Origin of the sequence: Streptomyces naganishii JCM 4654, from assembly GCF_014650575.1 — a bacterium.
GTDB lineage: Bacteria > Actinomycetota > Actinomycetes > Streptomycetales > Streptomycetaceae > Streptomyces > Streptomyces naganishii.
The window spans coordinates 70,555-94,012 of the sequence record NZ_BMVF01000016.1 but is presented as its reverse complement, the minus strand read 5'-3'; the positions used below and the strand labels follow the sequence as shown (position 1 = coordinate 94,012).

At 71.1% G+C, this 23,458-nt stretch carries 22 protein-coding genes; 4 read left to right on the top strand and 18 right to left on the bottom strand.

The features are described 5' to 3' along the window. Nucleotides 1–9 precede the first annotated feature (9 nt). The 11 genes from nuoK to IE217_RS25975 are packed head-to-tail and all read right to left on the bottom strand — an operon-like array spanning nt 10 to nt 10,862. On the bottom strand, nt 10–309 hold the full coding sequence (nuoK, locus tag IE217_RS26025) for an NADH-quinone oxidoreductase subunit NuoK (protein ID WP_190180390.1): 300 nt from the start codon (nt 307–309) through the stop codon (nt 10–12). Next, nucleotides 306–1,148: an NADH-quinone oxidoreductase subunit J gene (locus tag IE217_RS26020; RefSeq protein WP_190180389.1), complete on the bottom strand. Its 843-nt coding sequence runs from the start codon at nt 1,146–1,148 to the stop codon at nt 306–308. The genes nuoK and IE217_RS26020 overlap by 4 nt, the downstream gene beginning before the upstream one ends. Beyond that, a complete protein-coding gene (gene nuoI, locus IE217_RS26015) occupies nt 1,145–1,747 on the bottom strand; it encodes an NADH-quinone oxidoreductase subunit NuoI (RefSeq protein ID WP_190180388.1) in 603 nt (200 codons plus the stop codon). The genes IE217_RS26020 and nuoI overlap by 4 nt, the downstream gene beginning before the upstream one ends. Beyond that, nucleotides 1,740–3,101 (bottom strand): NADH-quinone oxidoreductase subunit NuoH, encoded by a 1,362-nt coding sequence (gene nuoH, locus IE217_RS26010; protein WP_190180387.1) that lies wholly within the window; start codon nt 3,099–3,101, stop codon nt 1,740–1,742. Before nuoH ends, nuoI begins: the two co-directional genes overlap by 8 nt. After that, a complete protein-coding gene (locus tag IE217_RS26005; protein ID WP_190180386.1) occupies nt 3,098–5,602 on the bottom strand; it encodes an NADH-quinone oxidoreductase subunit G in 2,505 nt (834 codons plus the stop codon). The genes nuoH and IE217_RS26005 overlap by 4 nt, the downstream gene beginning before the upstream one ends. Further along, entirely contained in the window at nt 5,599–6,945 is a 1,347-nt protein-coding gene (nuoF, locus tag IE217_RS26000; RefSeq protein ID WP_190180385.1) for an NADH-quinone oxidoreductase subunit NuoF, read from the bottom strand. The genes IE217_RS26005 and nuoF overlap by 4 nt, the downstream gene beginning before the upstream one ends. After that, nucleotides 6,942–7,820, bottom strand: coding sequence for an NADH-quinone oxidoreductase subunit NuoE (nuoE, locus tag IE217_RS25995; RefSeq protein WP_190180384.1), 879 nt, complete (start codon nt 7,818–7,820; stop codon nt 6,942–6,944). The genes nuoF and nuoE overlap by 4 nt, the downstream gene beginning before the upstream one ends. Continuing rightward, nucleotides 7,817–9,175 (bottom strand): NADH-quinone oxidoreductase subunit D, encoded by a 1,359-nt coding sequence (locus IE217_RS25990; protein ID WP_190180383.1) that lies wholly within the window; start codon nt 9,173–9,175, stop codon nt 7,817–7,819. Before IE217_RS25990 ends, nuoE begins: the two co-directional genes overlap by 4 nt. Further along, the gene (locus tag IE217_RS25985) at nt 9,172–9,936 is read right to left on the bottom strand and encodes an NADH-quinone oxidoreductase subunit C (RefSeq protein WP_190180382.1); all 765 of its coding nucleotides are present in this window, start codon (nt 9,934–9,936) and stop codon (nt 9,172–9,174) included. Before IE217_RS25985 ends, IE217_RS25990 begins: the two co-directional genes overlap by 4 nt. Further along, nucleotides 9,933–10,487 (bottom strand): NuoB/complex I 20 kDa subunit family protein, encoded by a 555-nt coding sequence (locus IE217_RS25980; protein WP_030742960.1) that lies wholly within the window; start codon nt 10,485–10,487, stop codon nt 9,933–9,935. The genes IE217_RS25985 and IE217_RS25980 overlap by 4 nt, the downstream gene beginning before the upstream one ends. 15 nt (nt 10,488–10,502) lie before the next feature. Then, on the bottom strand, nt 10,503–10,862 hold the full coding sequence (locus IE217_RS25975; RefSeq protein ID WP_007383963.1) for an NADH-quinone oxidoreductase subunit A: 360 nt from the start codon (nt 10,860–10,862) through the stop codon (nt 10,503–10,505). A 910-nt stretch (nt 10,863–11,772) separates the two neighbouring features. Here IE217_RS25975 and IE217_RS25970 point away from each other — a divergent pair. Next, nucleotides 11,773–12,594: a C40 family peptidase gene (locus IE217_RS25970; protein ID WP_190180381.1), complete on the top strand. Its 822-nt coding sequence runs from the start codon at nt 11,773–11,775 to the stop codon at nt 12,592–12,594. A gap of 98 nt (nt 12,595–12,692) precedes the next feature. Here IE217_RS25970 and IE217_RS25965 read toward each other — a convergent pair whose 3' ends face one another. Then, nucleotides 12,693–13,985, bottom strand: a complete 1,293-nt coding sequence (locus tag IE217_RS25965; RefSeq protein ID WP_190180380.1) for a geranylgeranyl reductase family protein — start codon at nt 13,983–13,985, stop codon at nt 12,693–12,695. A gap of 98 nt (nt 13,986–14,083) precedes the next feature. Here IE217_RS25965 and IE217_RS25960 point away from each other — a divergent pair, with 98 nt between their 5' ends. Continuing rightward, complete coding sequence (locus tag IE217_RS25960) at nt 14,084–14,590, top strand: GNAT family N-acetyltransferase (RefSeq protein WP_190180379.1); 507 nt, start codon at nt 14,084–14,086, stop codon at nt 14,588–14,590. Between the two features lie 124 nt (nt 14,591–14,714). Then, complete coding sequence (locus IE217_RS25955) at nt 14,715–15,059, top strand: PASTA domain-containing protein (RefSeq protein WP_373298136.1); 345 nt, start codon at nt 14,715–14,717, stop codon at nt 15,057–15,059. 27 nt (nt 15,060–15,086) lie between these two features. Here IE217_RS25955 and IE217_RS25950 read toward each other — a convergent pair whose 3' ends face one another. From IE217_RS25950 to IE217_RS25930, 5 genes are all read right to left on the bottom strand, one after another. After that, complete coding sequence (locus tag IE217_RS25950; RefSeq protein WP_190180378.1) at nt 15,087–15,779, bottom strand: demethylmenaquinone methyltransferase; 693 nt, start codon at nt 15,777–15,779, stop codon at nt 15,087–15,089. 132 nt (nt 15,780–15,911) lie between these two features. Next, a complete protein-coding gene (locus IE217_RS25945) occupies nt 15,912–16,361 on the bottom strand; it encodes an imidazolonepropionase-like domain-containing protein (RefSeq protein WP_190180377.1) in 450 nt (149 codons plus the stop codon). Between the two features lie 7 nt (nt 16,362–16,368). Then, nucleotides 16,369–17,583: a cyclic dehypoxanthinyl futalosine synthase gene (gene mqnC / locus IE217_RS25940; RefSeq protein WP_190180376.1), complete on the bottom strand. Its 1,215-nt coding sequence runs from the start codon at nt 17,581–17,583 to the stop codon at nt 16,369–16,371. A 122-nt stretch (nt 17,584–17,705) separates the two neighbouring features. Then, nucleotides 17,706–19,538 carry a serine/threonine-protein kinase gene (locus IE217_RS25935; RefSeq protein WP_190180375.1) on the bottom strand — a complete coding sequence of 611 codons (1,833 nt, stop codon included), beginning with the start codon at nt 19,536–19,538 and terminating at the stop codon, nt 17,706–17,708. 94 nt (nt 19,539–19,632) lie between these two features. Continuing rightward, nucleotides 19,633–20,484, bottom strand: a complete 852-nt coding sequence (locus IE217_RS25930) for a menaquinone biosynthetic enzyme MqnA/MqnD family protein (protein WP_190180374.1) — start codon at nt 20,482–20,484, stop codon at nt 19,633–19,635. Between the two features lie 373 nt (nt 20,485–20,857). On the opposite strand from IE217_RS25930, the gene IE217_RS25925 reads away from it, so the two are divergent. Continuing rightward, the gene (locus IE217_RS25925) at nt 20,858–21,061 is read left to right on the top strand and encodes a cold-shock protein (protein ID WP_004984723.1); all 204 of its coding nucleotides are present in this window, start codon (nt 20,858–20,860) and stop codon (nt 21,059–21,061) included. A 253-nt stretch (nt 21,062–21,314) separates the two neighbouring features. On the opposite strand, the gene IE217_RS25920 is transcribed toward IE217_RS25925, so the two are convergent. Then, on the bottom strand, nt 21,315–23,279 hold the full coding sequence (locus tag IE217_RS25920; protein WP_190180373.1) for an AMP-dependent synthetase/ligase: 1,965 nt from the start codon (nt 23,277–23,279) through the stop codon (nt 21,315–21,317). Between the last annotated feature and the right edge of the window lie 179 nt (nt 23,280–23,458).

The following is a 23,458-nucleotide window of genomic DNA, read 5'->3' as shown; positions in this document are numbered from 1 at the left end:
TCCGACCCCTTACAGCTTCATCAGGCTGGCGTCGTCGACCGAGGCCGAGTGGCGGGAACGGAACAGCGACACGATGATCGCGAGCCCGACCACGACCTCCGCGGCGGCGACGACCATCGTGAAGAAGGCGATGATCTGGCCGTCGAGATTGCCGTGCATGCGGGAGAAGACGACGAACGCGAGGTTGCAGGCGTTCAGCATCAGCTCGACGCACATGAAGAGCACGATGGCGTTGCGCCGGATCAGCACGCCGGTGGCGCCGATCGTGAACAGCAGCGCGGCGAGATAGAGGTAGTTGACGGGGTTCACTTCGACGCCTCCTCGGGCCGCTTGAACGTCGCCGGCTCGATCTCGGTGCGCTCCAGCCGCTCCTCGGCGCGCTGCTCCAGGGCCTTGAGGTCGTTCAGCGCCTCCGCGGAGACGTCGCGGATCTGGCCGCGGTCCCGCAGGGTCTTGCTGACCGTGAGCTCGGAGGGGGTGCCGTCGGGCAGCAGGCCCGCGATGTCCACGGCGTTGTGCCGGGCGTAGACACCGGGCGCGGGCAGCGGCGGTACGTTCTTGCCCTCGCGCACGCGCTGCTCGGACAGCTCACGCTGGGTCTTGGCGCGCTCGGTGCGCTCGCGGTGGGTGAGCACCATGGCGCCGACCGCGGCCGTGATGAGCAGGGCGCCGGTGAGTTCGAAGGCGAAGACGTACTTGGTGAAGATGAGGGAGGCCAGGCCCTCCACGTTGCCGTTCGCGTTGGCCTTGCCGATGCCGTCGAAGTCCTTCAGGGAGGCGTTGGCGATCCCGGCGAACAGCAGGATGCCGAAGCCGAGTCCGCACAACAGGGCCAGCCAGCGCTGGCCCTTGATGGTTTCCCTCAGGGAGTCCGCCGCGGTCACGCCGACCAGCATCACCACGAACAGGAACAGCATCATGATCGCGCCGGTGTAGACGACGATCTGCACGATGCCCAGGAAGTAGGCGCCGTTGGCGAGGTAGAACACCGCCAGGATGATCATGGTGCCCGCGAGGCAGAGCGCGCTGTGCACGGCCCGCCTCATGAAGACGGTGCACAGGGCGCCGATCACCGCGAAGGTGCCGAGGACCCAGAACTGGAAGGCCTCTCCGGTGGAGGTGGAGTAGGCGGCGAGCTGGGCGCTCATGCGTCCACCTCCTGGTCCTCGGGCCGCTCGCCCTTGGAGACGGCCACCTGGCGCACCGTGCCGGGCGCGGCCTCGGTCACCAGGCCCCGGTAGTAGTCCTGCTCGTCGGTGCCGGGGTAGATGGCGTGGGGCGTGTCGACCATGCCGTCCTCGAGGCCGGCGAGCAGCTGTTCCTTGGTGTAGATGAGGTTGGCGCGGCTGGAGTCGGCCAGCTCGAACTCGTTGGTCATCGTCAGCGCGCGCGTGGGGCACGCCTCGATGCACAGGCCGCACAGGATGCAGCGGGCGTAATTGATCTGGTACACCCTGCCGTACCGCTCGCCCGGGGAGTAGCGCTCCTCGTCGGTGTTGTCGGCGCCCTCGACGTAGATGGCGTCGGCGGGGCAGGCCCAGGCGCACAGCTCGCAGCCGACGCACTTCTCCAGGCCGTCCGGATGGCGGTTGAGCTGGTGCCGTCCGTGGAAGCGCGGAGCGGTGGTCTTCTGCTGCTCCGGGTACTGCTCGGTCAGCCGCTTCTTGAACATGGCCTTGAAGGTCACGCCGAAGCCGGCCACGGGGTTCAGGAAACCGGGCTTGGTCTCCTTGGGCTCCTCAGCCATCGGACGCCTCCTTTCCATCCAGAGATCCGTCACTGGCAGTATCCGGGCCGCCACTGACAATCAACTCCCGCTCGCGGTGCGGGCGGCGCCGCGGCACCGGCGGCAGCTCCTGCCCGGGCAGCGGCGGTACGGGGAATCCGCCGGCCATCGGGTCGAAGCCGGCCGGCTCGGCGGCGGGTTCGCCCTTCTTCCCCTTGTCGCGGAGCACGTCGGCGACGAGGGAGATCAGCAGCAGGGCCAGTACGGCGCTGCCGACGTAGAGGGCGATGTCGGTGAAGCCGTAGTTCTCGTTGCGCAGCGTGCGCACGGTCGCGACGAGCATCAGCCAGGCCACCGAGACGGGGATGAGGACCTTCCAGCCGAGCTTCATCAGCTGGTCGTAGCGCACGCGCGGGAGCGTGCCGCGCAGCCAGATGAAGAAGAACAGCAGCAGCTGGACCTTGATCACGAACCAGAGCAGCGGCCACCAGCCGTGGTTGGCGCCCGTCCAGAAGGTGCTGATCGGCCAGGGGGCCCGCCAGCCGCCCAGGAAGAGCGTGGTCGACACGGCCGAGACGGTCACCATGTTGACGTACTCGGCGAGCATGAACATCGCGAACTTGATCGACGAGTACTCGGTGTTGAAGCCGCCGACCAGGTCGCCCTCGGACTCCGGCATGTCGAAGGGGGCGCGGTTGGTCTCGCCCACCATGGTGACGATGTAGATGATGAAGGAGACCGGCAGGAGCACGATGTACCAGCGGTCGTGCTGCTGCTGGACGATCGTCGAGGTCGACATCGACCCGGAGTAGAGGAACACCGAGGCGAAGGCGGCGCCCATGGCGATCTCGTACGAGATCATCTGGGCGCAGGAGCGCAGGCCGCCGAGGAGCGGGTAGGTGGAGCCGGAGCTCCAGCCCGCGAGCACGATGCCGTAGATGCCGACCGAGGCGACCGCGAGGACGTAGAGCATCGCGATCGGCAGGTCGGTCAGCTGCATCGCGGTGCGGTGGCCGAAGACGGAGATCTCGTTGTCGGCGGGCCCGAAGGGGATCACCGCGATCGCCATGAAGGCCGGGATGGCCGCGACGATCGGCGCGAGGACGTAGACGACCTTGTCCGCGCGCTTGACGACGACGTCTTCCTTGAGCATCAGCTTCACGCCGTCGGCGAGCGACTGGAGCATGCCCCAGGGGCCGTGCCGGTTGGGGCCGATGCGCAACTGCATCCAGGCGACGACCTTGCGCTCCCAGACGATGGAGAACAGCACGGTCACCATCAGGAAGGCGAAGCAGAACACCGCCTTGATGACCACGAGCCACCAGGGGTCCGTGCCGAACATCGACAGGTTCTCTGCGGCGAGGTACGGGCTCATGCCTCCACCTCCTCGGGGGCCTCGGTCGCGCGCCGCGCCGGGCCGATGCGGACGAGGGAACCGGGCAGCGCCCCGGTGTCGGAGGCGACGCCGGTGCCGGCCGAGTTCAGCGGGAGCCACACCACGCGGTCGGGCATCTCGGTGATCTCCAGCGGGAGTTCGACGGTGCCCGCGGGGCCGGTGACGGCGATCGGCTCGCCGTCCGCGACGCCCGCCTCGGCGGCCGTGGCGGACGACACGCGCGCGCGTGCGGCGTGCCGGGTCCCGGCGAGCGCGTCGTCGCCCTCCTGGAGCAGACCGCGGTCGAGCAGCAGCCGGTGCCCGGCGAGCACGGCCTCACCGGCGGCCGGCCGGGGCAGCACGCCCGGGCTCTCCGCCGGGTCGTCGGCGCGCGGCCCGGTCCAGGCGCCGAGCCGGTCCAGTTCGGCGTGGGCGGTGCGCAGGTCGGGCAGGCCGAGGTGCACGTCCATGGCGTCCGCCAGCATCTGGAGCACCCGCAGGTCGCTGGGGGCCAGGCGGCGGGTCATCTGGTCCGGCTTGAGCGCGGCCTCGAAGAAGCGCACCCTGCCCTCCCAGTTGAGGAACGTGCCCGCCTTCTCGGCGACGGCCGCCACCGGGAGCACCACGTCGGCGTGGGCGGTGACCTCGCTGGGCCGCAGCTCCAGCGAGACCAGGAAGCCGGCCTCGGACAGTGCGGCACGCGCGCGTGCCGGGTCGGGCAGGTCGGCGATCTCCACGCCGGCGACCACCAGCGCCTGGAGCTCGCCCGTGGCCGCGGCCTCGACGATCTGGCCGGTGTCGCGGCCGTAGCGGTGCGGCAGGGTGGCGACGCCCCAGAGGGCGGCGACCTCCTCCCGCGCGCGCGGGTCGGTCGCCGGGCGTCCGCCCGGCAGCAGCGACGGCAGCGCTCCCGCCTCGATCGCGCCGCGCTCGCCCGCCCGGCGCGGGATCCACACCAGGTGGGCGCCGGTCGCGGTCGCGGCCCGTGCGGCGGCGGTCAGGGCGCCCGGGACGGAGGCGAGGCGCTCACCGACGACGATCACCGCGCCCTCGGCGCGCAGCGCCTCGGACGCCCGTGCGCCGTCGCCCTCCAGGCCGACGCCGCTCGCGAGCGCGTCCAGCCACTCGGTCTCGGTGCCCGGCGCGGCCGGCAGCAGCGTGCCGCCCGCCTTCTGAAGGCCCCGGGTGGCGTGCGTGGCCAGGGAGAACACCTGCTGCCCGTGGCCCCGCCAGGCCTTGCGCAGCCTCAGGAAGACCCCGGGCGCCTCCTCCTCGGACTCGAACCCGGCGAGCAGGACGGCGGGCGCCTTCTCCAGCGAGGTGTACGTGACGCCCGTACCGTCGACGTCGCGTCCGCGCCCGGCGACGCGGGCGGCCAGGAAGTCGGCCTCCTCACCGCTGTGCACGCGCGCGCGGAAGTCGATGTCGTTGGTGTCGAGCGCGACGCGCGCGAACTTGCTGTAGGCGTAGGCGTCCTCGACGGTGAGCCGGCCGCCGGTGAGGACACCGGTGCGGCCGCGCGAGGCGAGCAGGCCCTGGGCGGCGATCTCCAGCGCCTCCGGCCAGGACGCCGGCACCAGCTCGCCCTCCGGGTTGCGCACCATCGGGGTGGTGAGCCGGTCCTTCAGCTGCGCGTACCGGAACGCGAAGCGTCCCTTGTCGCACATCCACTCCTCGTTGACCTCGGGGTCGTTGGCGGCGAGCCGCCGCATGACCTTGCCGCGCCGGTGGTCGGTGCGGGTGGCGCAGCCGCCCGAGCAGTGCTCGCACACCGACGGGGAGGAGACGAGGTCGAAGGGGCGGGAGCGGAACCGGTAGGCCGCCGAGGTGAGGGCGCCGACCGGGCAGATCTGGATGGTGTTCCCGGAGAAGTACGACTCGAAGGGGTCGCCCTCGCCGGTGCCGACCTGCTGGAGCGCGCCCCGCTCCAGCAGCTCGATCATCGGGTCGCCCGCGATCTGGTTGGAGAACCGGGTGCAGCGGGCGCACAGCACGCACCGCTCCCGGTCCAGCAGCACCTGCGTGGAGATCGGCACCGGCTTCTCGTACGTCCGCTTCCTGCCGTCGAAGCGGGACTCGGCGGTGCCGTGCGACAGGGACTGGTTCTGCAGCGGGCACTCGCCGCCCTTGTCGCAGACCGGGCAGTCCAGCGGGTGGTTGATGAGCAGGAGCTCCATCACACCCTTCTGGGCCTTCTCGGCGACCGGCGAGGAGAGCTGCGTCCTGACCACCATGCCGTCGGTGCAGGTGATGGTGCAGGAGGCCATGGGCTTGCGCTGGCCCTCCACCTCGACCATGCACTGGCGGCAGGCGCCGACCGGGGCGAGCAGCGGATGGTCGCAGAACCGGGGGACCTCGACGCCGATCTGCTCGGCGGCACGGATGACCAGGGTGCCCTTGGGCACGCTGATCTCGACGCCGTCGATGGTCAGGGTCACGAGGTCCTCCGGCGGGAGGGCCGCCTCTCCCCCGCCGGAGGGGGCGTTCGTGGTCACGGTCATGCGGTCACCTCCAGGCGGTCGGCCCAGGCCGTGGACTTGGCCGGGTCGAAGGGGCAGCCGCGCCCCGTGATGTGCTGCTCGTACTCCTCGCGGAAGTACTTCAGGGAGGAGAAGATCGGCTGGGCGGAACCGTCGCCGAGCGCGCAGAAGGACTTGCCGTTGACGTTGTCGGCGATGTCGTACAGCTTGTCGAGGTCGGACATCGCGCCCTTGCCGGCCTCCAGGTCGCGCATCAACTGCACCATCCAGTACGTGCCCTCGCGGCACGGCGTGCACTTGCCGCAGGACTCGTGGGCGTAGAACTCGGTCCAGCGGGTCACGGCCCGCACCACGCAGGTCGTCTCGTCGAAGCACTGCAGGGCCTTGGTGCCGAGCATGGAGCCCGCGGCGCCCACTCCCTCGTAGTCGAGCGGGACGTCGAGGTGCTCGTCGGTGAACATCGGCGTCGAGGAGCCGCCCGGCGTCCAGAACTTCAGGCGGTGCCCGGTCCGCATTCCGCCGCTCATGTCGAGCAGCTGACGCAGGGTGATGCCGAGCGGCGCCTCGTACTGGCCGGGGCTCGCGACGTGGCCGCTGAGCGAGTAGAGCGTGAAGCCCGGGGACTTCTCGCTGCCCATCGACCTGAACCACTCCTTGCCGTTCTTCATGATGGCGGGAACCGACGCGATCGATTCGACGTTGTTCACCACAGTCGGGCACGCGTAGAGGCCCGCGACGGCAGGGAAGGGGGGACGCAGCCGCGGTTGGCCACGGCGGCCTTCGAGCGAGTCCAGCAGTGCGGTCTCCTCACCGCAGATGTACGCGCCCGCGCCCGCGTGCACGGTGATGTCGAGGTCCAGGCCGCTGCCCAGGACGTTCTCGCCGAGGTAGCCGGCCTCGTAGGCCTCGCGGACGGCCGAGTGCAACCGCCGCAGTACGGGGACGACTTCACCCCGCAGGTAGATGAACGCATGCGAAGACCTGATGGCGTAACACGCGATCACGATGCCCTCGATGAGGCTGTGCGGGTTCGCGAAGAGGAGCGGGATGTCCTTGCATGTCCCCGGCTCCGACTCGTCGGCGTTGACAACGAGATAGTGCGGCTTTCCGTCGCCCTGGGGAATGAACTGCCACTTCATTCCCGTCGGGAATCCCGCGCCGCCGCGCCCGCGCAGACCGGAGTCCTTGACGTACGCGATCACGTCGTCCGGTGACATGGAGAGCGCCTTGCGGAGCCCCTCGTACCCTTCGTGCCTGCGGTAGACGTCCAGCGTCCAGGACCTGTCCTCGTCCCAGAAGGCCGACAGCACGGGTGCGAGCAGCTTCTCGGGGCTGCTCTCGTCGATCTCGGGTGCCAAGGTCATGACTCCTCCCCCTCCTTCGCGACAGGTCCCGCCGGGTGGGACGGGTCGGAGGCCGATGTCTCCTGCGGCGCGTCGTGGGAGCTCGGGTGCTTGGTGGCGGACGCGTCCCCCACGGCGGCGTCGCGCGGCTCGTCGCGCGGGCCCGACTCCCTGGGGTGGACGACGCGCGCGGGTGCGGTCTCTCCCTTGGCCAGGCGGAGGCCCACCAGCGAGGCGGGTCCCGCGCTGCCGCCGGACTCCGTGGCCCCCTCCCGCTCGTCGGGGAAGCCGGCCAGGATCCGGGCGGTCTCCTTGAAGGTGCACAGCGGCGCGCCGCGCGTGGGCGTCACCGCGCGTCCCGCGCGCAGGTCGTCGACCACGCGGCGCACGCTGTCCGGCGTCTGGTTGTCGAAGAACTCCCAGTTGACCATCACGACCGGCGCGAAGTCGCAGGCCGCGTTGCACTCGATGTGCTCCAGGGTGACCTTGCCGTCGTCGGTGGTCTCCCCGTTGCCGACGCCCAGGTGCTCCTGGAGCGACTCGAAGATCGCGTCGCCGCCCATCACGGCGCACAGGGTGTTGGTGCAGACGCCCACCTGGTAGTCGCCGCTCGGCTTGCGCCGGTACATGGTGTAGAAGGTGGCGACCGCGGTGACCTCGGCCGTGGTCAGGTCGAGCATCTCGGCGCAGAAGCCCATCCCGGTGCGGCTGACGTAGCCCTCCTCCGACTGCACCAGGTGCAGCATCGGCAGCAGGGCGGACCGGGAGTCGGGGTAGCGGCCGATGATCTCGCGCGCGTCCGCCTCCAGGCGGGTGCGGACGTCGGCCGGGTAGTCGGGCGCGGGCAGTTCGGGCATGCCCAGGCTGACGCCCCGCTCCGAAGGGGAAGTGGTCACCGGTCGACGCCTCCCATCACGGGATCGATGGACGCGACGGCGACGATGACGTCGGCGACCTGACCGCCCTCGCACATCGCCGCCATGGCCTGAAGGTTGGTGAAGGACGGGTCGCGGAAGTGGACCCGGTAGGGGCGGGTGCCTCCGTCGGACACGGCGTGCGCCCCGAGTTCGCCCTTGGGCGACTCGACCGCCACGTAGGCCTGCCCCGGCGGGACGCGGAAGCCCTCGGTGACGAGCTTGAAGTGGTGGATCAGGGCCTCCATGGAGGTGCCCATGATCTTCTTGATGTGGTCGAGGGAGTTGCCGAGCCCGTCCGGGCCCAGGGCGAGCTGGGCGGGCCAGGCGATCTTCTTGTCGGCGACCATGACCGGGCCGGGCTGGAGCCGGTCCAGGCACTGCTCGATGATCCTGAGCGACTGGCGCATCTCCTCCAGGCGGATCAGGAAGCGGCCGTAGGAGTCGCAGGTGTCGGCGGTCGGGATGTCGAAGTCGTAGGTCTCGTAGCCGCAGTAGGGCTGCGCCTTGCGCAGGTCGTGCGGGAGGCCGGTGGAGCGCAGGATCGGGCCGGTGGCGCCGAGGGCCATGCAGCCGGCCAGGTCCAGGTAGCCGACGTCCTGCATGCGCGCCTTGAAGATGGGGTTCCCGGTGGCGAGCTTGTCGTACTCCGGGAGGTTCTTGCGCATCTTCTTCACGAACTCGCGGATCTGGTCCACCGCGCCGGGCGGCAGGTCCTGGGCGAGTCCGCCGGGGCGGATGTAGGCGTGGTTCATCCGCAGGCCCGTGACGAGCTCGTAGATGTCGAGGATCATCTCGCGGTCGCGGAACCCGTAGATCATGATCGTGGTGGCGCCGAGCTCCATGCCGCCGGTGGCGATGCACACCAGGTGGGAGGAGAGGCGGTTCAGCTCCATCAGGAGCACCCGGATGATCTTGGCGCGCTCGGTGATCTGGTCCTCGATGCCGAGGAGCTTCTCGACGGCGAGACAGTAGGCGGTCTCGTTGAAGAAGGACGTCAGGTAGTCCATGCGCGTCACGAACGTGGTGCCCTGCGTCCACGTGCGGAACTCGAGGTTCTTCTCGATCCCGGTGTGGAGGTAGCCGATGCCGCAGCGGGCCTCGGTGACCGTCTCGCCGTCGATCTCCAGGATGAGGCGGAGCACCCCGTGGGTGGAGGGGTGCTGGGGGCCCATGTTGACGACGATGCGCTCGTCGTCGGCGCGGGCCGCGGACTGGACGACCTCGTCCCAGTCGCCGCCGGTGACCGTGTAGACGGTGCCCTCGGTGGTCTCGCGCGCCGAGGCGGCCGACGCGGCGGATTCCGCGGATGCGGCGGATGCTGACTGCGTGCTCACGAGTACGACCTCCGCTGGTCCGGAGCCGGGATCTGGGCGCCCTTGTACTCGACGGGGATGCCGCCGAGGGGATAGTCCTTGCGCTGCGGGTGGCCCTGCCAGTCGTCGGGCATCATGATCCGGGTCAGGGCCGGGTGACCGTCGAAGACGATCCCGAAGAAGTCGTAGGTCTCGCGCTCGTGCCAGTCGTTCGTCGGGTAGACGGAGACGATCGACGGGATGTGCGGGTCGTCGTCGGGGCAGCTGACCTCGAGGCGGATCAGCCGGTTGTGGGTGATCGAGCGCAGGTGGTAGACGGCGTGCAGCTCGCGCCCCTTGTCGTGCGGGTAGTGGACGCCGCTGACGCCGGTGCACAGCTCGAAGCGGAGGGCCGCGTCGTCGCGCAGGGTGCGGGCGACGCGGACGAGGTGCTCGCGCTCGATGTGGAAGGTGAGTTCGCCGCGGTCGACGACCGTCTTCTCGATCGCGTTGCCGGGCAGGAGGTCCTGCTCCTCCAGCGCGCCCTCGAGTTCGTCGGCGACCTCGTCGAACCAGCCGCCGTAGGGACGGCTCGCCGGTCCCGGGAGCCGGACCGAGCGGACCAGGCCCCCGTAGCCGGAGGTGTCCCCGCCGTTGTTCGCGCCGAACATGCCGCGCTGGACGCGGATCTCCTCACCGCCCTCGCCGCGCCGGCCGGGCAGGTTCTGGGCGGCGAGGTCCTTCTCGGGGTTGACCCCGTTCGCGGACCCGTTCGCGCCGTGGGTGCCGTTCGCGTCGCTCACCGCAGCAGCCCCTTCATCTCGATCGTGGGCAGGGCCTTGAGCGCCGCCTCCTCCGCCTCGCGGGCCGCCTCCTCGGCGTTCACGCCGAGCTTGGAGGACTGGATCTTCTGGTGGAGCTTGAGGATCGCGTCCATCAGCATCTCGGGCCGCGGCGGGCAGCCGGGGAGGTAGATGTCGACGGGGACGATGTGGTCGACGCCCTGGACGATGGCGTAGTTGTTGAACATGCCGCCGGAGGAGGCGCACACGCCCATGGAGATCACCCACTTGGGGCTGGGCATCTGGTCGTAGACCTGCCTGAGGACCGGCGCCATCTTCTGGCTGACCCGGCCGGCCACGATCATCAGGTCGGCCTGGCGGGGCGATCCGCGGAAGACCTCCATGCCGAAGCGCGCGAGGTCGTAGCGGCCGGCGCCGGTCGTCATCATCTCGATCGCGCAGCAGGCCAGGCCGAAGGTGGCCGGGAAGACGGACGCCTTGCGCACCCAGCCCGCGGCCTGCTCAACGGTGGTCAGCAGGAAGCCGCTCGGCAGCTTTTCTTCGAGTCCCATGTCTTATATGGCCCCTCAGTCCCATTCCAGCCCGCCGCGCCGCCACACGTACGCGTACGCGACGAAGACGGTGAGCACGAAGAGCAGCATCTCCACGAGCCCGAAAACACCCAGGGCGTCGAAGGTGACGGCCCACGGGTAGAGGAAGACGATCTCGATGTCGAAGACGATGAAGAGCATCGCCGTCAGGTAGTACTTGATGGGGAAGCGCCCGCCGCCGGCCGGCGTGGGGGTCGGCTCGATACCGCACTCGTATGCCTCGAGCTTGGCGCGGTTGTACCGCTTCGGTCCGATCAGCGTGGCCATGACCACGGAGAAGATCGCAAAGCCTGCCCCGAGGGCTCCCAGTACGAGGATGGGCGCATACGCGTTCACCGCTCCTCGCTCCTCTCAGTCGGCACTGACTGCATGGGGGTCCCCCCTGGTCGAGCGGAGCCGAGACCTTGGGGGAGGTTGCGGGCTCACGGCCGGCCCCTCCAGCCCCGCGAACCACGCCGTTTCCGACGAAGATCGAGAACATGTGAAGCAGGTCACAAGCCCAACTGCCTCGCATCTTATGCCCGACGCTCTGTGACTTGCGACACGGGGTATTCCCTGATCTTTGTGATCTCCACCACCTGACGAACGATCATGAAGCCGGATGAGCGTCGATCTTCACACATGAAGCACCGAAGTGATCACGAGCGGTGACATTTGACCTCGTCTTTGCAGGTCGGAGGGGGTGTCCACTATCAGACGCCCGGCGTCCGGCGCAAAGTGGCCGATGCGGTCAAGCCCTTGGTATAGGGCCGCTTTTCACACATCAGTGGGACGGCGTCGCGGAAAGTGGACACGTTCGCCGCTTCACAAGCGCCGCCGTGGCCGATGGGGTCATCGAGGCAAAAGGGACCTAAGTGGTCCAACGGGCCGAAGTGACAGGCGGGATCGGCCCGGAGATCGGCCCCGAGATCGGCCCTGGACGACCCTCCGGGGACGGCGCGCCGAGCCGGAGGCCCTGAGGCGCGGACGCACGGCGGGGTGGTGACCGTTCCGTGACCTCCGCCACATTGATGAGAGGGCCGTGAGAAGCGGGCTTGGCCAACGGTCCCCACCGGTGGTAGGCGCGGGGCAATCCGGACGTAACAGCGAAAGACCATGATCACAGGCATGATCACCTGCGTCCGCAATGTCCGTTACGGCGTCAATAAAGAAAACAGTTCCCGGTGTTCGGGGCCCCTGTTGAGCAAATGTGGCGCAGCACACGTTTCTTGAAGATATGAAGGAGCCCCTGGTACCGGTTGTTCCCATGTCCCACACCGCTCACATACGCAGCCACCGGAAGCCCCGCCGTAGCGCGTCGAAAATCGCGATGCGGGCCGGAGTTGCCGGTGGCGTCCTCGGCACCATGGCAGTGGCCGGTGCGTCGGCCTCCTCGGCGAACGCCGCCGAGCCGGTGACGCAGACGCTCGAACTGCCCACGCTGACGGCCGACCTGGCCGCTCAGATCGCCCAGTCCGCGGACGCCACGCAGCAGACCGCCGCGAACTACCAGCTTCAGGCCGAACGTGACGCGGCCGCCGCGAAGGCCGCGAAGCAGGCCAAGGCGGACCTGGCGGAGGCCAAGCAGAAGGCCGCCGCCGAGAAGAAGGCGGCCGAGGAGGCCGCGCGCAAGCAGGCCGCCGAGCGCGCCTCGCGCAGCAGCCTGCGCACCACGCTCGCCGCCCCGGCGAGCTCCGCCGGCGCTTCCGCGTCCACGAGCACGTCCACGGCGACCGGTTCGGCCGCGGCGGTCATCTCGTTCGTCAAGGCGCAGGTCGGCAAGGCCTACGTCTCCGGCGCCACCGGCCCGTCCGCGTACGACTGCTCGGGCCTGGTGCAGACCGCCTTCAACCAGGTGGGCATCAGCCTGCCGCGTGTCTCGCAGGACCAGTCGACCGCCGGCACCCAGGTGTCGCTGTCCAACCTCCAGCCCGGCGACATCCTCTACTGGGGCAGCGCGGGCAGCGCGTACCACGTGGCGGTGTACGTGGGCGACGGCATGTTCGTCGGCGCGCAGAACCCCTCCAGCGGCGTCGTGGAGCGTCCGCTGTCCTACGACCCGCCCACGGGCGCGGTACGGGTGCTCTGAGGCGCCCTACGCGGAACGCGGACGACGACGGCCGCCAACGGCTGAGGCCGGCTCATTCCTGAGCCGGCCTCAGCCGTCGCTTCACGTCCCGCGCGGGCTCACGCCTTCGGCGCCACCTTGCTCAGGCCGTTGATGATGCGGTCCATCGCGTCGCCGCCCGTCGGGTCGGTGAGGTTGGCGAGCAGCTTGAGGGTGAACTTCATCAGCATCGGGTGGGTCAGACCGCGCTGGGTGGCGATCTGCATGACCTTCGGGTTGCCGATGAGCTTCACGAAGGCGCGGCCCAGCGTGTAGTAGCCGCCGTAGGTGTCCTTCAGGACGCGCGGGTAGCGCTGGAGGGCGAGTTCTCGCTGGGCGGGCGTGGCGCGGCCGTGGGCCTGGACGACGACGTCGGCGGCGAGCTGGCCGGACTCCATGGCGTAGGCGATGCCCTCGCCGTTGAAGGGGTTCACCAGGCCGCCCGCGTCGCCGACGAGCAGCAGCCCGCGCGTGTAGTGCGGCTGGCGGTTGAAGGCCATGGGGAGGGCGGCGCCGCGGATCGGGCCGGTCATGTTCTCGGGGGTGTAGCCCCAGTCCTCGGGCATCGAGGCGCACCAGGCCTTGAGGATCTCGCGCCAGTCGAGCTCCTTGAAGGAGGCCGAGGTGTTGAGCACGCCCAGGCCGACGTTGGACGTCCCGTCGCCCATGCCGAAGATCCATCCGTAGCCCGGCAGCAGGCGGTCCTGCTCCCCGCGCCGGTCCCACAGCTCCAGCCAGGACTCCAAGTAGTCGTCGCCGTGGCGGGGGCTCTCGAAGTACGTGCGCACCGCGACGCCCATCGGGCGGTCCTCGCGCCGGTGCAGGCCCATCGCCAGGGACAGGCGGGTGGAGTTGCCGTCGGCGGCGACGACGAGCGGCGCGTGGAAGGTGACCTCGCGCTTCTCCTCGCCGAGCTTGGCGGTCACGCCGGTGATGCGGCCGGTGCGGTCGTCGACGACCGGGCCGGAGACGTTGCAGCGCTCGAACAGCCGGGCGCCCGCCTTCTGCGCCTGCCGGGCCAGCTGCTCGTCGAAGTCGTCGCGCCTGCGCACGAGTCCGTAGTCGGGGAAGGAGGCGAGTTCCGGCCAGTCGAGCTCGAGCCGGACGCCGCCGCCGATGATCCGCAGCCCCTTGTTGCGCAGCCAGCCGGCTTCCTCGGAGATGTCGATGCCCATGGCGACGAGCTGCTTGACTGCGCGCGGGGTGAGGCCGTCGCCGCAGACCTTCTCGCGCGGGAACTCGGTCTTCTCCAGCAGGAGTACGTCGAGTCCGGCACGGGCGAGGTGGTAGGCGGTGGTGGACCCGGCCGGCCCCGCGCCCACGACGATCACATCGGCGGTGTTCTCGGAGAGGGGCTCAGTCACGACGGTCACGGCGGGATCTCCCCAAGTTCGAAATACGCGTGCCGACCGGCACTGGACATGGGCAGTCTATGCAGCAGAATTGATCACCCGGCTGAAGGGCTGCTTCCGTGAACCGAGCACTCCCCGTCGTACGGCTGCGCGTCCCCACCGACGAGGACGCCGTCGCCTGGCACCGGGTCTTCGACGACCCGGACGTCATGGAGTTCCAGGGCGGGAGGCCGGCGGAGCTGTCCGTGTACGAGGAGCTCACCGCCCGGCAGCGGCGGCACGACGCCGAACGGGGCTTCTGCCTGTGGACGATGCTCGACGAGTCGGGCCGGGTCGTCGGCTTCACCGGCGCGCAGCCCTGGGAGCGGGAGTGGGGTCCCACGGGCGAGATCGAGATCGGGTGGCGGCTCGGGCGGGAGCACTGGGGCCGGGGATACGTCACGGCGGCCGCGCGGACGACTCTGGAGCGGCTGCGGGCGGCGGGGCTGACGAGCGTGGTGGCGATGGTCGACGCCCGCAACACGCGCTCCATCGCGGTGACCGAGCGGCTCGGGATGCGGCTGGCGGAGACGTTCGTGACGCCGGTGTCGCGGCGCGAGGGTCACTGCTACCGGCTCGAGCTGTAGGCGGGCGCCCGTCGCCGATCTTGGCACCCGTTGCCGATTACCGTAAGTAACTGACTGTCACAGAAAGACACCTGACGCTTCCGGGCGGCGGTCCCTGGCGGTTACCCTGCCGGTACCGCTGGGGGTGACGTCTGTGTTCATTCCACCCAAGACACCCGAAGTGCGCGTGCCACGGCTGGTCGGGCTGATGGCCGTCGACGCGCGCGAGGCCGCGCGCGCGAACGGTCTGTTCGTCAACGCGCCGGACCGCCCGGACTTCCAACTCGCCGTGGCCGACCACGTCGTGCGCCAGTACCCGCCTCCGGGCGCCGAGGTGCCGCGGGACTCGATGGTCTACGTGTGGTTCGACTTCGGCCCGGGCGAGGGCGGCGGAGGCGTCCGCGAGCCCCGCGCGCCCCGCCCGCCGGCAGGCGGCCTGCAACGCGAACTGGACGAACCGGGCGACCCGTACGCCGTCATGCGGGTCTGAGCCGGGCAGGGCGGCACCCGGGCGGCCTCAGGCCTTGAAGCCCCGGTGCAGGGCCACGATGCCGCCGCTCAGGTTGCGCCAGGCGACCTTCGTCCAGCCGGCGTCGCTCAGGCGGGCGGCCAGGGCCTCCTGGTCGGGCCAGGAGCGGATGGACTCGGCGAGGTAGACGTAGGCGTCGGGGTTGGAGGAGACCGCGCGGGCCACCGGGGGCAGGGCGCGCATCAGGTACTCGGTGTAGACGGTGCGGAACGGCGCCCAGGTGGGGTGCGAGAACTCGCAGATGACCACCCGCCCGCCGGGCCGGGTCACCCGGTGCATCTCGCGCAGGGCCGCGTCCGTGTCGTGCACGTTGCGCAGCCCGAAGGAGATGGTGACGGCGTCGAAGGTGTCGTCGCGGAACGGCAGCCGCGTCGCGTCACCGGCCGTGAACGGCAGCCAGGCGTGCCGCCGCTTGCCGACCTGGAGCATCCCGATCGAGAAGTCGCACGGGACGACGTACGCGCCGGCGCGGGTGAAGGGCAGCGAGGAGGTCGCCGTGCCGGCGGCCAGGTCGAGCACCTTCTGCGCGGGCCGGGCGTCGACCGCTCTGGCGACCTCCCTGCGCCACCGCCGGTCCTGCCCGAGGGACAGCACGTCGTTGGTGAGGTCGTACCGTTCCGCCACGCCGTCGAACATCGAGGCGACTTCGTGCGGCTGCTTCTCCAGGGATGCGCGGGTCACGGGCCCATTGTGGCAGGCGGGTACCCGGCCCCACGGCAGCAGCCTCGCCTTCCTGCGCGCCGCCGCGTCCGCCACGGACTCCCCGGGCCCCCGGCGACGTACCTCCTCGCCCCCGCCGTCTCCCGGCCGGGCTCAGCGGCGCCGGTGCACCAGGCGGCCCGCGCACACGGTCGCCAGGCAGGCGCCGCTCGCGTCGACGACGGCCAGGTCCGCGCGGCCGCCCTCCACCACGGCGGCCGGACGGGTGCCCGGCAGCACGGCCACGTCGTTGCGCTCGGCGGCGTGGCGGAGTTCGGGCGTCCCGGCGTGCTCGGCCAGGACGGCGGTGGCGCCGAGCTTCAGTACGGCGTGCACGCGCTCGCGCGGGCTGGGCGCGTCCGGAAGCGGCCCCGCGTGCACCCGCGCGGGCCCGAGCACGCCGGGCCACCGCCGCACCCGCGCGCCCGGGAACCTCTCCTCCACCTCGGCGAGCGGGCCCACGGCGGCGATCCGGGCGCCCTCGACGGCGACGGCCCCCTCGGTCAGCGGCTCGGCGTCGTCCCAGGTGCGGCGGACCTCGCCGGCCGTGTGAATCGTCAGCACGTCCGGCTCAGTTGGAGGCGAGCAGCTTCAGCTCGGGGTGGGCGGTGCCGCCCGCGATCGCCGTCGACGAGATGTGGGACATCACGCGGTCGTCGACCGGGTCGTTCGCCGGGTCGTCGTGCACGACCAGGTGCTCGTACGTCGTCGAGCGCTGCGCCGGGACGCGGTCCGCCTTGCGGATCAGCTCGATGATCTCCATCCGGTTGGAGCGGTGCCTGGCTCCGGCGGAGGAGACGACGTTCTCCTCCAGCATGATCGAGCCGAGGTCGTCCGCGCCGTAGTGCAGGGTGAGCTGGCCGACGTCCTTGCCGGTGGTCAGCCAGGAGCCCTGGATGTGCATGACGTTGTCGAGGAACAGGCGGGCGATCGCGATCATCCGCAGGTACTCGAAGACGGTCGCCTGGGTGCGGCCCTTCAGGTGGTTGTTCTCGGGCTGGTAGGTGTACGGGATGAAGGCGCGGAAGCCGCCCGTGCGGTCCTGGACGTCCCGGATCATCCGCAGGTGCTCGATGCGCTCGGCGTTGGTCTCGCCGGTGCCCATCAGCATGGTGGAGGTGGACTCCACGCCCAGCCGGTGCGCGGTCTCCATGATCTCCAGCCAGCGCTCGCCGGACTCCTTCAGCGGGGCGATGGCCTTGCGGGGCCGCTCGGGCAGGAGTTCGGCGCCCGCGCCGGCGAAGGAGTCGAGGCCGGCCTCGTGGATGCGGGTGATGGCCTCCTCCACGGAGACCCCGCTGATCCGGGCCATGTGCTCGACCTCGGACGCGCCCAGCGAGTGGATCACCAGTTGCGGGAAGGCGTCCTTGATGGCGCGGAAGTGCTTCTCGTAGTACTCCACGCCGTAGTCCGGGTGGTGGCCGCCCTGGAACATGATCTGGGTGCCGCCGAGCTCGACGGTCTCCGCGCAGCGGCGCAGGATGTCGTCCAGGTCGCGGGTCCAGCCCTTGGCGGTGTCCTTGGGCGCGGCGTAGAAGGCGCAGAACTTGCACGCGGTGACGCACACGTTCGTGTAGTTGATGTTGCGCTCGATGATGTACGTCGCGATGTGCTCGGTGCCCGCGTACTTGCGGCGGCGCACGGCGTCGGCGGCGGCGCCCAGCGCGTGCAGCGGCGCGGAGCGGTAGAGGTCGAGCGCCTCCTCGGGAGTGATCCGTCCGCCCGCGGCGGCACGGTCGAGGACGGCTGTGACATCAAAAGAGGTGAGGTCGGCCTTCTCGGTCACCGGCGTCCCTTTCGCAAGGTTGGTGCGTTGAACAGGGGGTGGGCGCGAAGCGCTCGTACAAGTGGTGGGAGACGGGTGGACGGACCGAACCAGCCTACGCCAGGCCTTTTGCCGTGCTGACCTCAGTCCGCCCTGAGCAGGCGGGCCTTCGGATTGCCCGCCTTGGGGTCCACCGAGGTGAACCGCAGCGCGTTCCCGCCGTCCGGGCGCAGCCGCACCTCGTGGGCGTCGGGCACGCAGTGGGAGGGGTTGTCCTTCCGGCCGCGCCCGGTGGCCACCAGCTCCGTGGCCGTGGCCGACTTCAGGGTGAGCTCGTCGACGCACGCGCCGCCGAGGGCGTCCGTCTGGGTGACCGAGCCGACGACCGAGCCGGGCGCGCCCTGCCGTACGACGATCTCGTACGTGCCGCCGGGCAGGTCCTGCCCGAGCGCGGTCACCGTGCCGTCGCCCCGCCAGGTGCCGAGGTACACCTCGGGCACCGCGCCGGTGGCCGCCGCCGACGCGGACGGCCGGGTCCCGGTGCTTCCCGGGGGCGCGCCGCTGCTCGCCCCGTCCTTGCCGCTGTCGCCGTGCAGCTGGGACAGGAGCACTCCGCCCACGGTCGTCACCACCGCCAGCGCGCCCGCGACCGCCAGCACCACGCTGCAGCTCATCCGGCGGCCCCGGCCGCCGTCGCCCGGCGCGGAGCCGGCCGCCACGGTGACGGAGAACCGTCCGGACCCGGATGGCCCGGCACCGGACTTCCCGGGCCCGGACCGCCCGTCCGCGCCGTCCGCCCCGTCCGGGGCGCCCGCGCCGGCCGTGACGCCCGCGGCGACGCTCTCCTGCGGCGGCGCGTCACGCGGCTCGGGAACGCCGAAGGGCGGGGCGGTGGGAGGGGGCGTGGGCGCCGGTGCGGGAGGCGCCGTGCCGGGCATGACGGGCGGGGGCCCGAAACGCCCGGTGTCGGACGGGCGTTCCGACGCGACCGACACGCTGCTGAACCCCACCGGCCCGGACGCGCCGCCGGGCTCCGAACGCCCTTCGGGCGAGGCACCCTGACTCCCCGGCGCCTCCCCGGCCGCCTCCAGGTTCAGCAGTCGCACGGCACCGCGGCTGACCTGTTCCACGAGCCGGCCCGGGAGCCAGCCGCCCGCGACCAGGCGGGCGGTGCCCTCGGGGGCGAGCCGGCGGGCGATGCCGGCGGGGGCGGGACGGGCGGCGGGGTCCTTGGCGAGGCAGGCCGCGACCAGGTCCCGCATGTCGCCCTCCAGCGCGCCGAGTTCGGGCTCCTCGTGGACGACCTTGTAGAGCAGCGCCGCCGAGGAGTCGCCCGGGAAGGGGGGCGTGCCGGTCGCGGCGTACGCGAGGACCGCGCCCAGGGAGAAGACGTCGGCCGCGCCGGTGGCGCCCCTGCCGAGGATCTGCTCGGGGGACATGTAGCCGGGCGAGCCGATCGACACGCCGGTGGAGGTGAGGGAGGCGGTGCCGTCGGTTGCGCGGGCGATGCCGAAGTCGATCAGGAGCGGGCCGTCGAGGGTCAGCAGCACGTTGGACGGCTTCACGTCCCGGTGCACCAGGCCGAGTTCGTGCACCGCGGCCAGCGCCTCGGCCAGGCCCGAACCGAGCGCCCGTACCGAGTGGGCGGGCAGCGGTCCCCCGTCGGTGACGGCCGCGGCGAGGGAGGGGCCGGCCGCGTAGGCCGTGGCGACCCAGGGCACGGGCGCGCCGGGGTCGGCGTCCAGCACGGGCGCGGTCCAGGCGCCGCCCACCCGGCGCGCGGCCTCGACCTCGCGCCGGAACCGGGCGCGGAACTCCTCGTCGAGCGCGAAGTGCGGGTGCACGATCTTCACCGCGACCGTGCGGCCGCCCGCGCTGCGGCCCAGGTACACGCGGCCCATGCCGCCGGAGCCCAGCCGGCCGAGCAGCCGGTAGGGCCCCACCGCGGTGGGCTCGTCGACTTCGAGCGGCTGCATGGCGTCCACCCCTCCCCCGTACTGCCCTCGCGGCTCCCCACGCTCCTCAGCAGGGTAGTGCCGAAAGGACGCCGCCCGGCCGCTGCCGCCGCCTCTACAGCGGCTGGAGGAGGTCCACCTCGACGTCCGCCGGGAAGCCGGTCGTGGGGCCGACCCGCCGGGCGAACTCCGCGACCGCCGCCAGCTGCGGGGCGCCGAAGCTGAAGTCGAGGGTGGTGAAGTACCGCTGGAGGACCTGCTCGTCGAAGGCCTCCCAGCGGGCCGCCTGCTCGGCGACCTTGCCGACCTCCTCCAGGGAGAGGTTGCGGGAGGACAGGAAGGCCTCGTGCACCTTCCTGGTGATCTCCGGCTCGCGCTCGGCGTAGTCGCGGCGGGCCGCCCAGACCGCGAAGACGAACGGCAGGCCCGTCCACTCCTTCCACAGGGCGCCCAGGTCGTGGACGTCGAGGCCGTAGCGGGGGCCGTCGTGCAGGTTGGCGCGCAGGGCGGCGTCGCCGATGAGCACCGCCGCGTCCGCCTCCTGCATCATCAGGCTGAGGTCGGGCGGGCAGGTGTAGTAGTCCGGGGCCACGCCGTACCGCTCGGCGAGCAGCAGCTGGGCGAGGCGGACGGAGGTGCGGGAGGTCGAGCCGAGGGCGACCCGGGCGCCGTCGAGGCGGTCCAGCGGGAGCTGGGAGACGATCACGCACGACATCACCGGGCCGTCGCAGCCGACGGCGATGTCGGGGAAGGCGACCAGCTCGTCCGCGTGCTTGAGGAACTCGACGAGGGTGATCGGACCGATGTCGAGGTCTCCGCGCACGAGCTGCTCGCTGAGCTTCTCCGGGGTGTCCTTGGTGAGCTCGAAGTCGAGCAGCGTGCCCGTTCTCGCGAGCCCCCAGTACAGGGGCAGGCAGTTGAGGAACTGGATGTGGCCGACGCGCGGCCGGATGCGAGAATTGTCCACATCGCGAGACTAGACCCTGCCCCGGGTGACCCCGCCGCCACCCCCTGTCCCCCCTCTCGCGGCGGCTCCCCGGCGGCCCGCGTTCCCTCTCCCGGCCGATCCGGGCCGGACTTCGTCCGGTCTCTCTACGTCAACCTCTCACCAGAACCTTCAAACATCCGGGTGACGTGATCTTGGCCTCTATTGCTTTTCGTCGACCGCATGCTAGGCTCACGAGCAAGTTGCAGTTTGGTTTCCCTTGCAGTACAGAGCCTGCGGAGCATGTGACCGCGGGCTCTGGTCGTTTTCAGACGTATGCAGTTGTGCGGCGATTTCGTTTTCACACTTGCAGGTTCTGGAGCAGGGCGACCCTTTGAGCCCAAGGAGGGCTTATATGGCTACCGGAACCGTGAAGTGGTTCAACGCCGAAAAGGGCTTTGGCTTCATCGCCCAGGAAGGCGGCGGCCCCGACGTCTTCGTCCACTACTCCGCGATCAACGCGACCGGTTTCCGCTCCCTCGAAGAGAACCAGCAGGTGAGCTTCGACGTCACGCAGGGTCCGAAGGGCCCGCAGGCGGAGAACGTCACCCCGGTCTGAGCGTTCCGCGCGCAGTAACCGATCCGACAAGCAGTACCCAAGGAGCCCCGCGCCGTCCGGCGACGGGGCTCCTGCCTTTGCCGCACCCGGCCCCGGCGCCCGGCCCACCCGAGGCGGGCCGGGGCCGTTCGTGAATTGTGTGTGAATTGCCGGTGGCGGGCACCAGGACCCGCCACCGAATTCCCGTCGTCTTTCCCTCGCCCTCGCGGGCGGCCGGCGGGAATTCGACGGGGCCTATCCGTCCCAGGGGGCCTCAGCCCGCGTACAGCTCCTCCACGGTCCGGGCGAAGTCGCGCATGATCGCCTCCCGGCGCAGCTTCATCGAGGGGGTCAGATGACCCGCTTCCTCGGTGAAGTCCACGGGCAGGACGGCGAAGCGGCGGATGGACTCCGGGCGGGACACCAGCTTGTTCGCCTCGTCCACCGCCCGCTGGAGGACTGCGCGCAGATCCGGGTCGTCCACCAGGAGCTCGGGCGGCACCGGGTGCTTGCCGTTCATCTGCCGCCAGTGGGTGATGCCGTCGGGGTCCAGGGTGATCAGGGCCGAGACGTAGGGGCGGCCGTCGCCGAGGACCAGGCACTGGGAGATCAGGGGGTGGGAGCGCAGCCAGTTCTCCAGCGGGGCGGGGGCCACGTTCTTGCCGCCCGAGGTGATCAGGATTTCCTTCTTCCGCCCCGTGATCGTCAGATAGCCCTCGTCGTCCAGGCGGCCGATGTCCCCGGTCGGGAACCAGCCCTCGTGCGTGGCCGGGACCACCCCGCCGGCGTTCGGGTCCCAGTAGCCGCGGAAGACCTGCCCGCCGGACAGCAGTACCTCGCCGTCCGCCGCGATGCGCACCCTGGTGCCCGGCAGCGGGCGGCCCACCGTGCCCAGGCGGGGCTTCTGCGGCGGGCTCACGGTGGCGGCGCCGGTCGTCTCGGTCAGGCCGTAGCCCTCGTAGATCTCCACGCCCGCGCCGGCGAAGAACGCGGCCAGGCGACGGCCCAGCGGTGAGCCGCCGCAGATGACGTAGCGCAGACGTCCGCCCAGGGCGCCGCGGATGCGGCGGTAGACCAGGGGGTCGTAGAGGGCGCGCGCGGTCTTCAGGGCGGCTCCGGGGCCGGGGCCGGTGCCGTGCCGGCGGGCCTCCACGGCCTCGCCGTAGCGGCGGGCCACGTTCGCGGCGCGGTCGAAGGACGAGGCCCGGCCACCGCGCTCGGCCGCCGCGCGCGCGTTGTTGTAGATCTTCTCCAGCATGTACGGGATGGCCAGCAGGAAGGTCGGCCTGAAGCTCGCCAGGTCGGCCAGCAGGTCCTCGGCCTTCAGGCTCGGCGCGTGCCCGAGCCGCACGCCCGCGCGGACGCAGGCGACCGCCACCATGCGGCCGAAGACGTGGGACAGCGGGAGGAAGAGGAGGGTGGCGGGCTCGTCGGAGATCTTGGCCTTGAAGACCGGGTGGAGCAGCTCGATCGCGTTGTCGACCTCGGCCAGGAAGTTGCCGTGGGTGAGGGCGCAGCCCTTCGGGCGGCCGGTGGTGCCCGAGGTGTAGATGAGCGTGGCCAGCGTGTCGGGGCCGAGCACACCCCGGCGCACGGCGACCTCCTGGTCCGGGACGGTCGCCGCGCCGAGCTCGGCCAGCCGCTCCACGTGCCCGCTGTCCATGACCCACATGTGGCGCAGGCCGAGCAGGCGGTCGCGCTCCGGGCCGAGGGCCGCCGCCTGCCGGGCCGTCTCCGTCACCAGGGCCACCGCGCCGGAGTCCTGGAGGATCCAGCGGGTCTGGAAGAGGGAGGACGTCGGGTAGACGGGCACGGTGACCAGGCCGGCGGCCCAGGCGGCGAAGTCCAGCAGCGTCCACTCGTAGCGCGTGCGGGCCATGACCGCGATCCGGTCGCCCGGGACCAGGCCCTCCGCGATCAGGCCCTTGGCCACGGCCAGGACCTGGTCGGCGAACTGAGCCGCCGTCACGTCCGTCCAGCCGCCGTCCGCGTCCCGGCGGCTGAGCACGCGGCGGCCCGGGTCCGCGCTCGCGTTCTCGAACGGCAGGTCCGCGAGCGAGCCGTGCGTCACGCTCGCGACCAGCGGCGGCACGTAGGCCTCCCGCACCTCTCCGTCCAGCCGCCGTGTCAGGGGCTCCGCGGGCACCGGGCCGATGTCCGGGTCGTAGGCGAACTCCGGCGACGGCTGCTGCCCGGGGGACGAGGGGGACGGCGAGAAGGACGAGTACGAGATGGGCATGGCAGCTCCTGGGGCCTGCAGCTACATGTACTGCACTGCTGCATCTGGTACGCGCCGGGCGCACCGGGTCGTTCACCGGCGTGGTGCGGCTCGGGTGTCGCCGCGGGCCGGAACCGGGATCGTACGGCGCGCTCGTGGGGGGTTCGTGCGGTTTCTCGGCGGGAGAGGGGATGGTCCGG

Excerpts from the sequence above, each read along its gene's own strand:
- IE217_RS26020 (WP_190180389.1), bottom strand. The coding sequence starts at position 1,148 with ATGAGCGCCCAGCTCGCCGCCTACTCCACCTCCACCGGAGAGGCCTTC.
- nuoI (WP_190180388.1), bottom strand. The coding sequence starts at position 1,747 with ATGGCTGAGGAGCCCAAGGAGACCAAGCCCGGTTTCCTGAACCCCGTG.
- nuoH (WP_190180387.1), bottom strand. The coding sequence starts at position 3,101 with ATGAGCCCGTACCTCGCCGCAGAGAACCTGTCGATGTTCGGCACGGAC.
- IE217_RS26005 (WP_190180386.1), bottom strand. The coding sequence starts at position 5,602 with ATGACCGTGACCACGAACGCCCCCTCCGGCGGGGGAGAGGCGGCCCTC.
- nuoF (WP_190180385.1), bottom strand. The coding sequence starts at position 6,945 with ATGACCTTGGCACCCGAGATCGACGAGAGCAGCCCCGAGAAGCTGCTC.
- IE217_RS25980 (WP_030742960.1), bottom strand. The coding sequence starts at position 10,487 with ATGGGACTCGAAGAAAAGCTGCCGAGCGGCTTCCTGCTGACCACCGTT.
- IE217_RS25970 (WP_190180381.1), top strand. The coding sequence starts at position 11,773 with ATGTCCCACACCGCTCACATACGCAGCCACCGGAAGCCCCGCCGTAGC.
- IE217_RS25935 (WP_190180375.1), bottom strand. The coding sequence starts at position 19,538 with ATGCAGCCGCTCGAAGTCGACGAGCCCACCGCGGTGGGGCCCTACCGG.
- IE217_RS25925 (WP_004984723.1), top strand. The coding sequence starts at position 20,858 with ATGGCTACCGGAACCGTGAAGTGGTTCAACGCCGAAAAGGGCTTTGGC.
- IE217_RS25920 (WP_190180373.1), bottom strand. The coding sequence starts at position 23,279 with ATGCCCATCTCGTACTCGTCCTTCTCGCCGTCCCCCTCGTCCCCCGGG.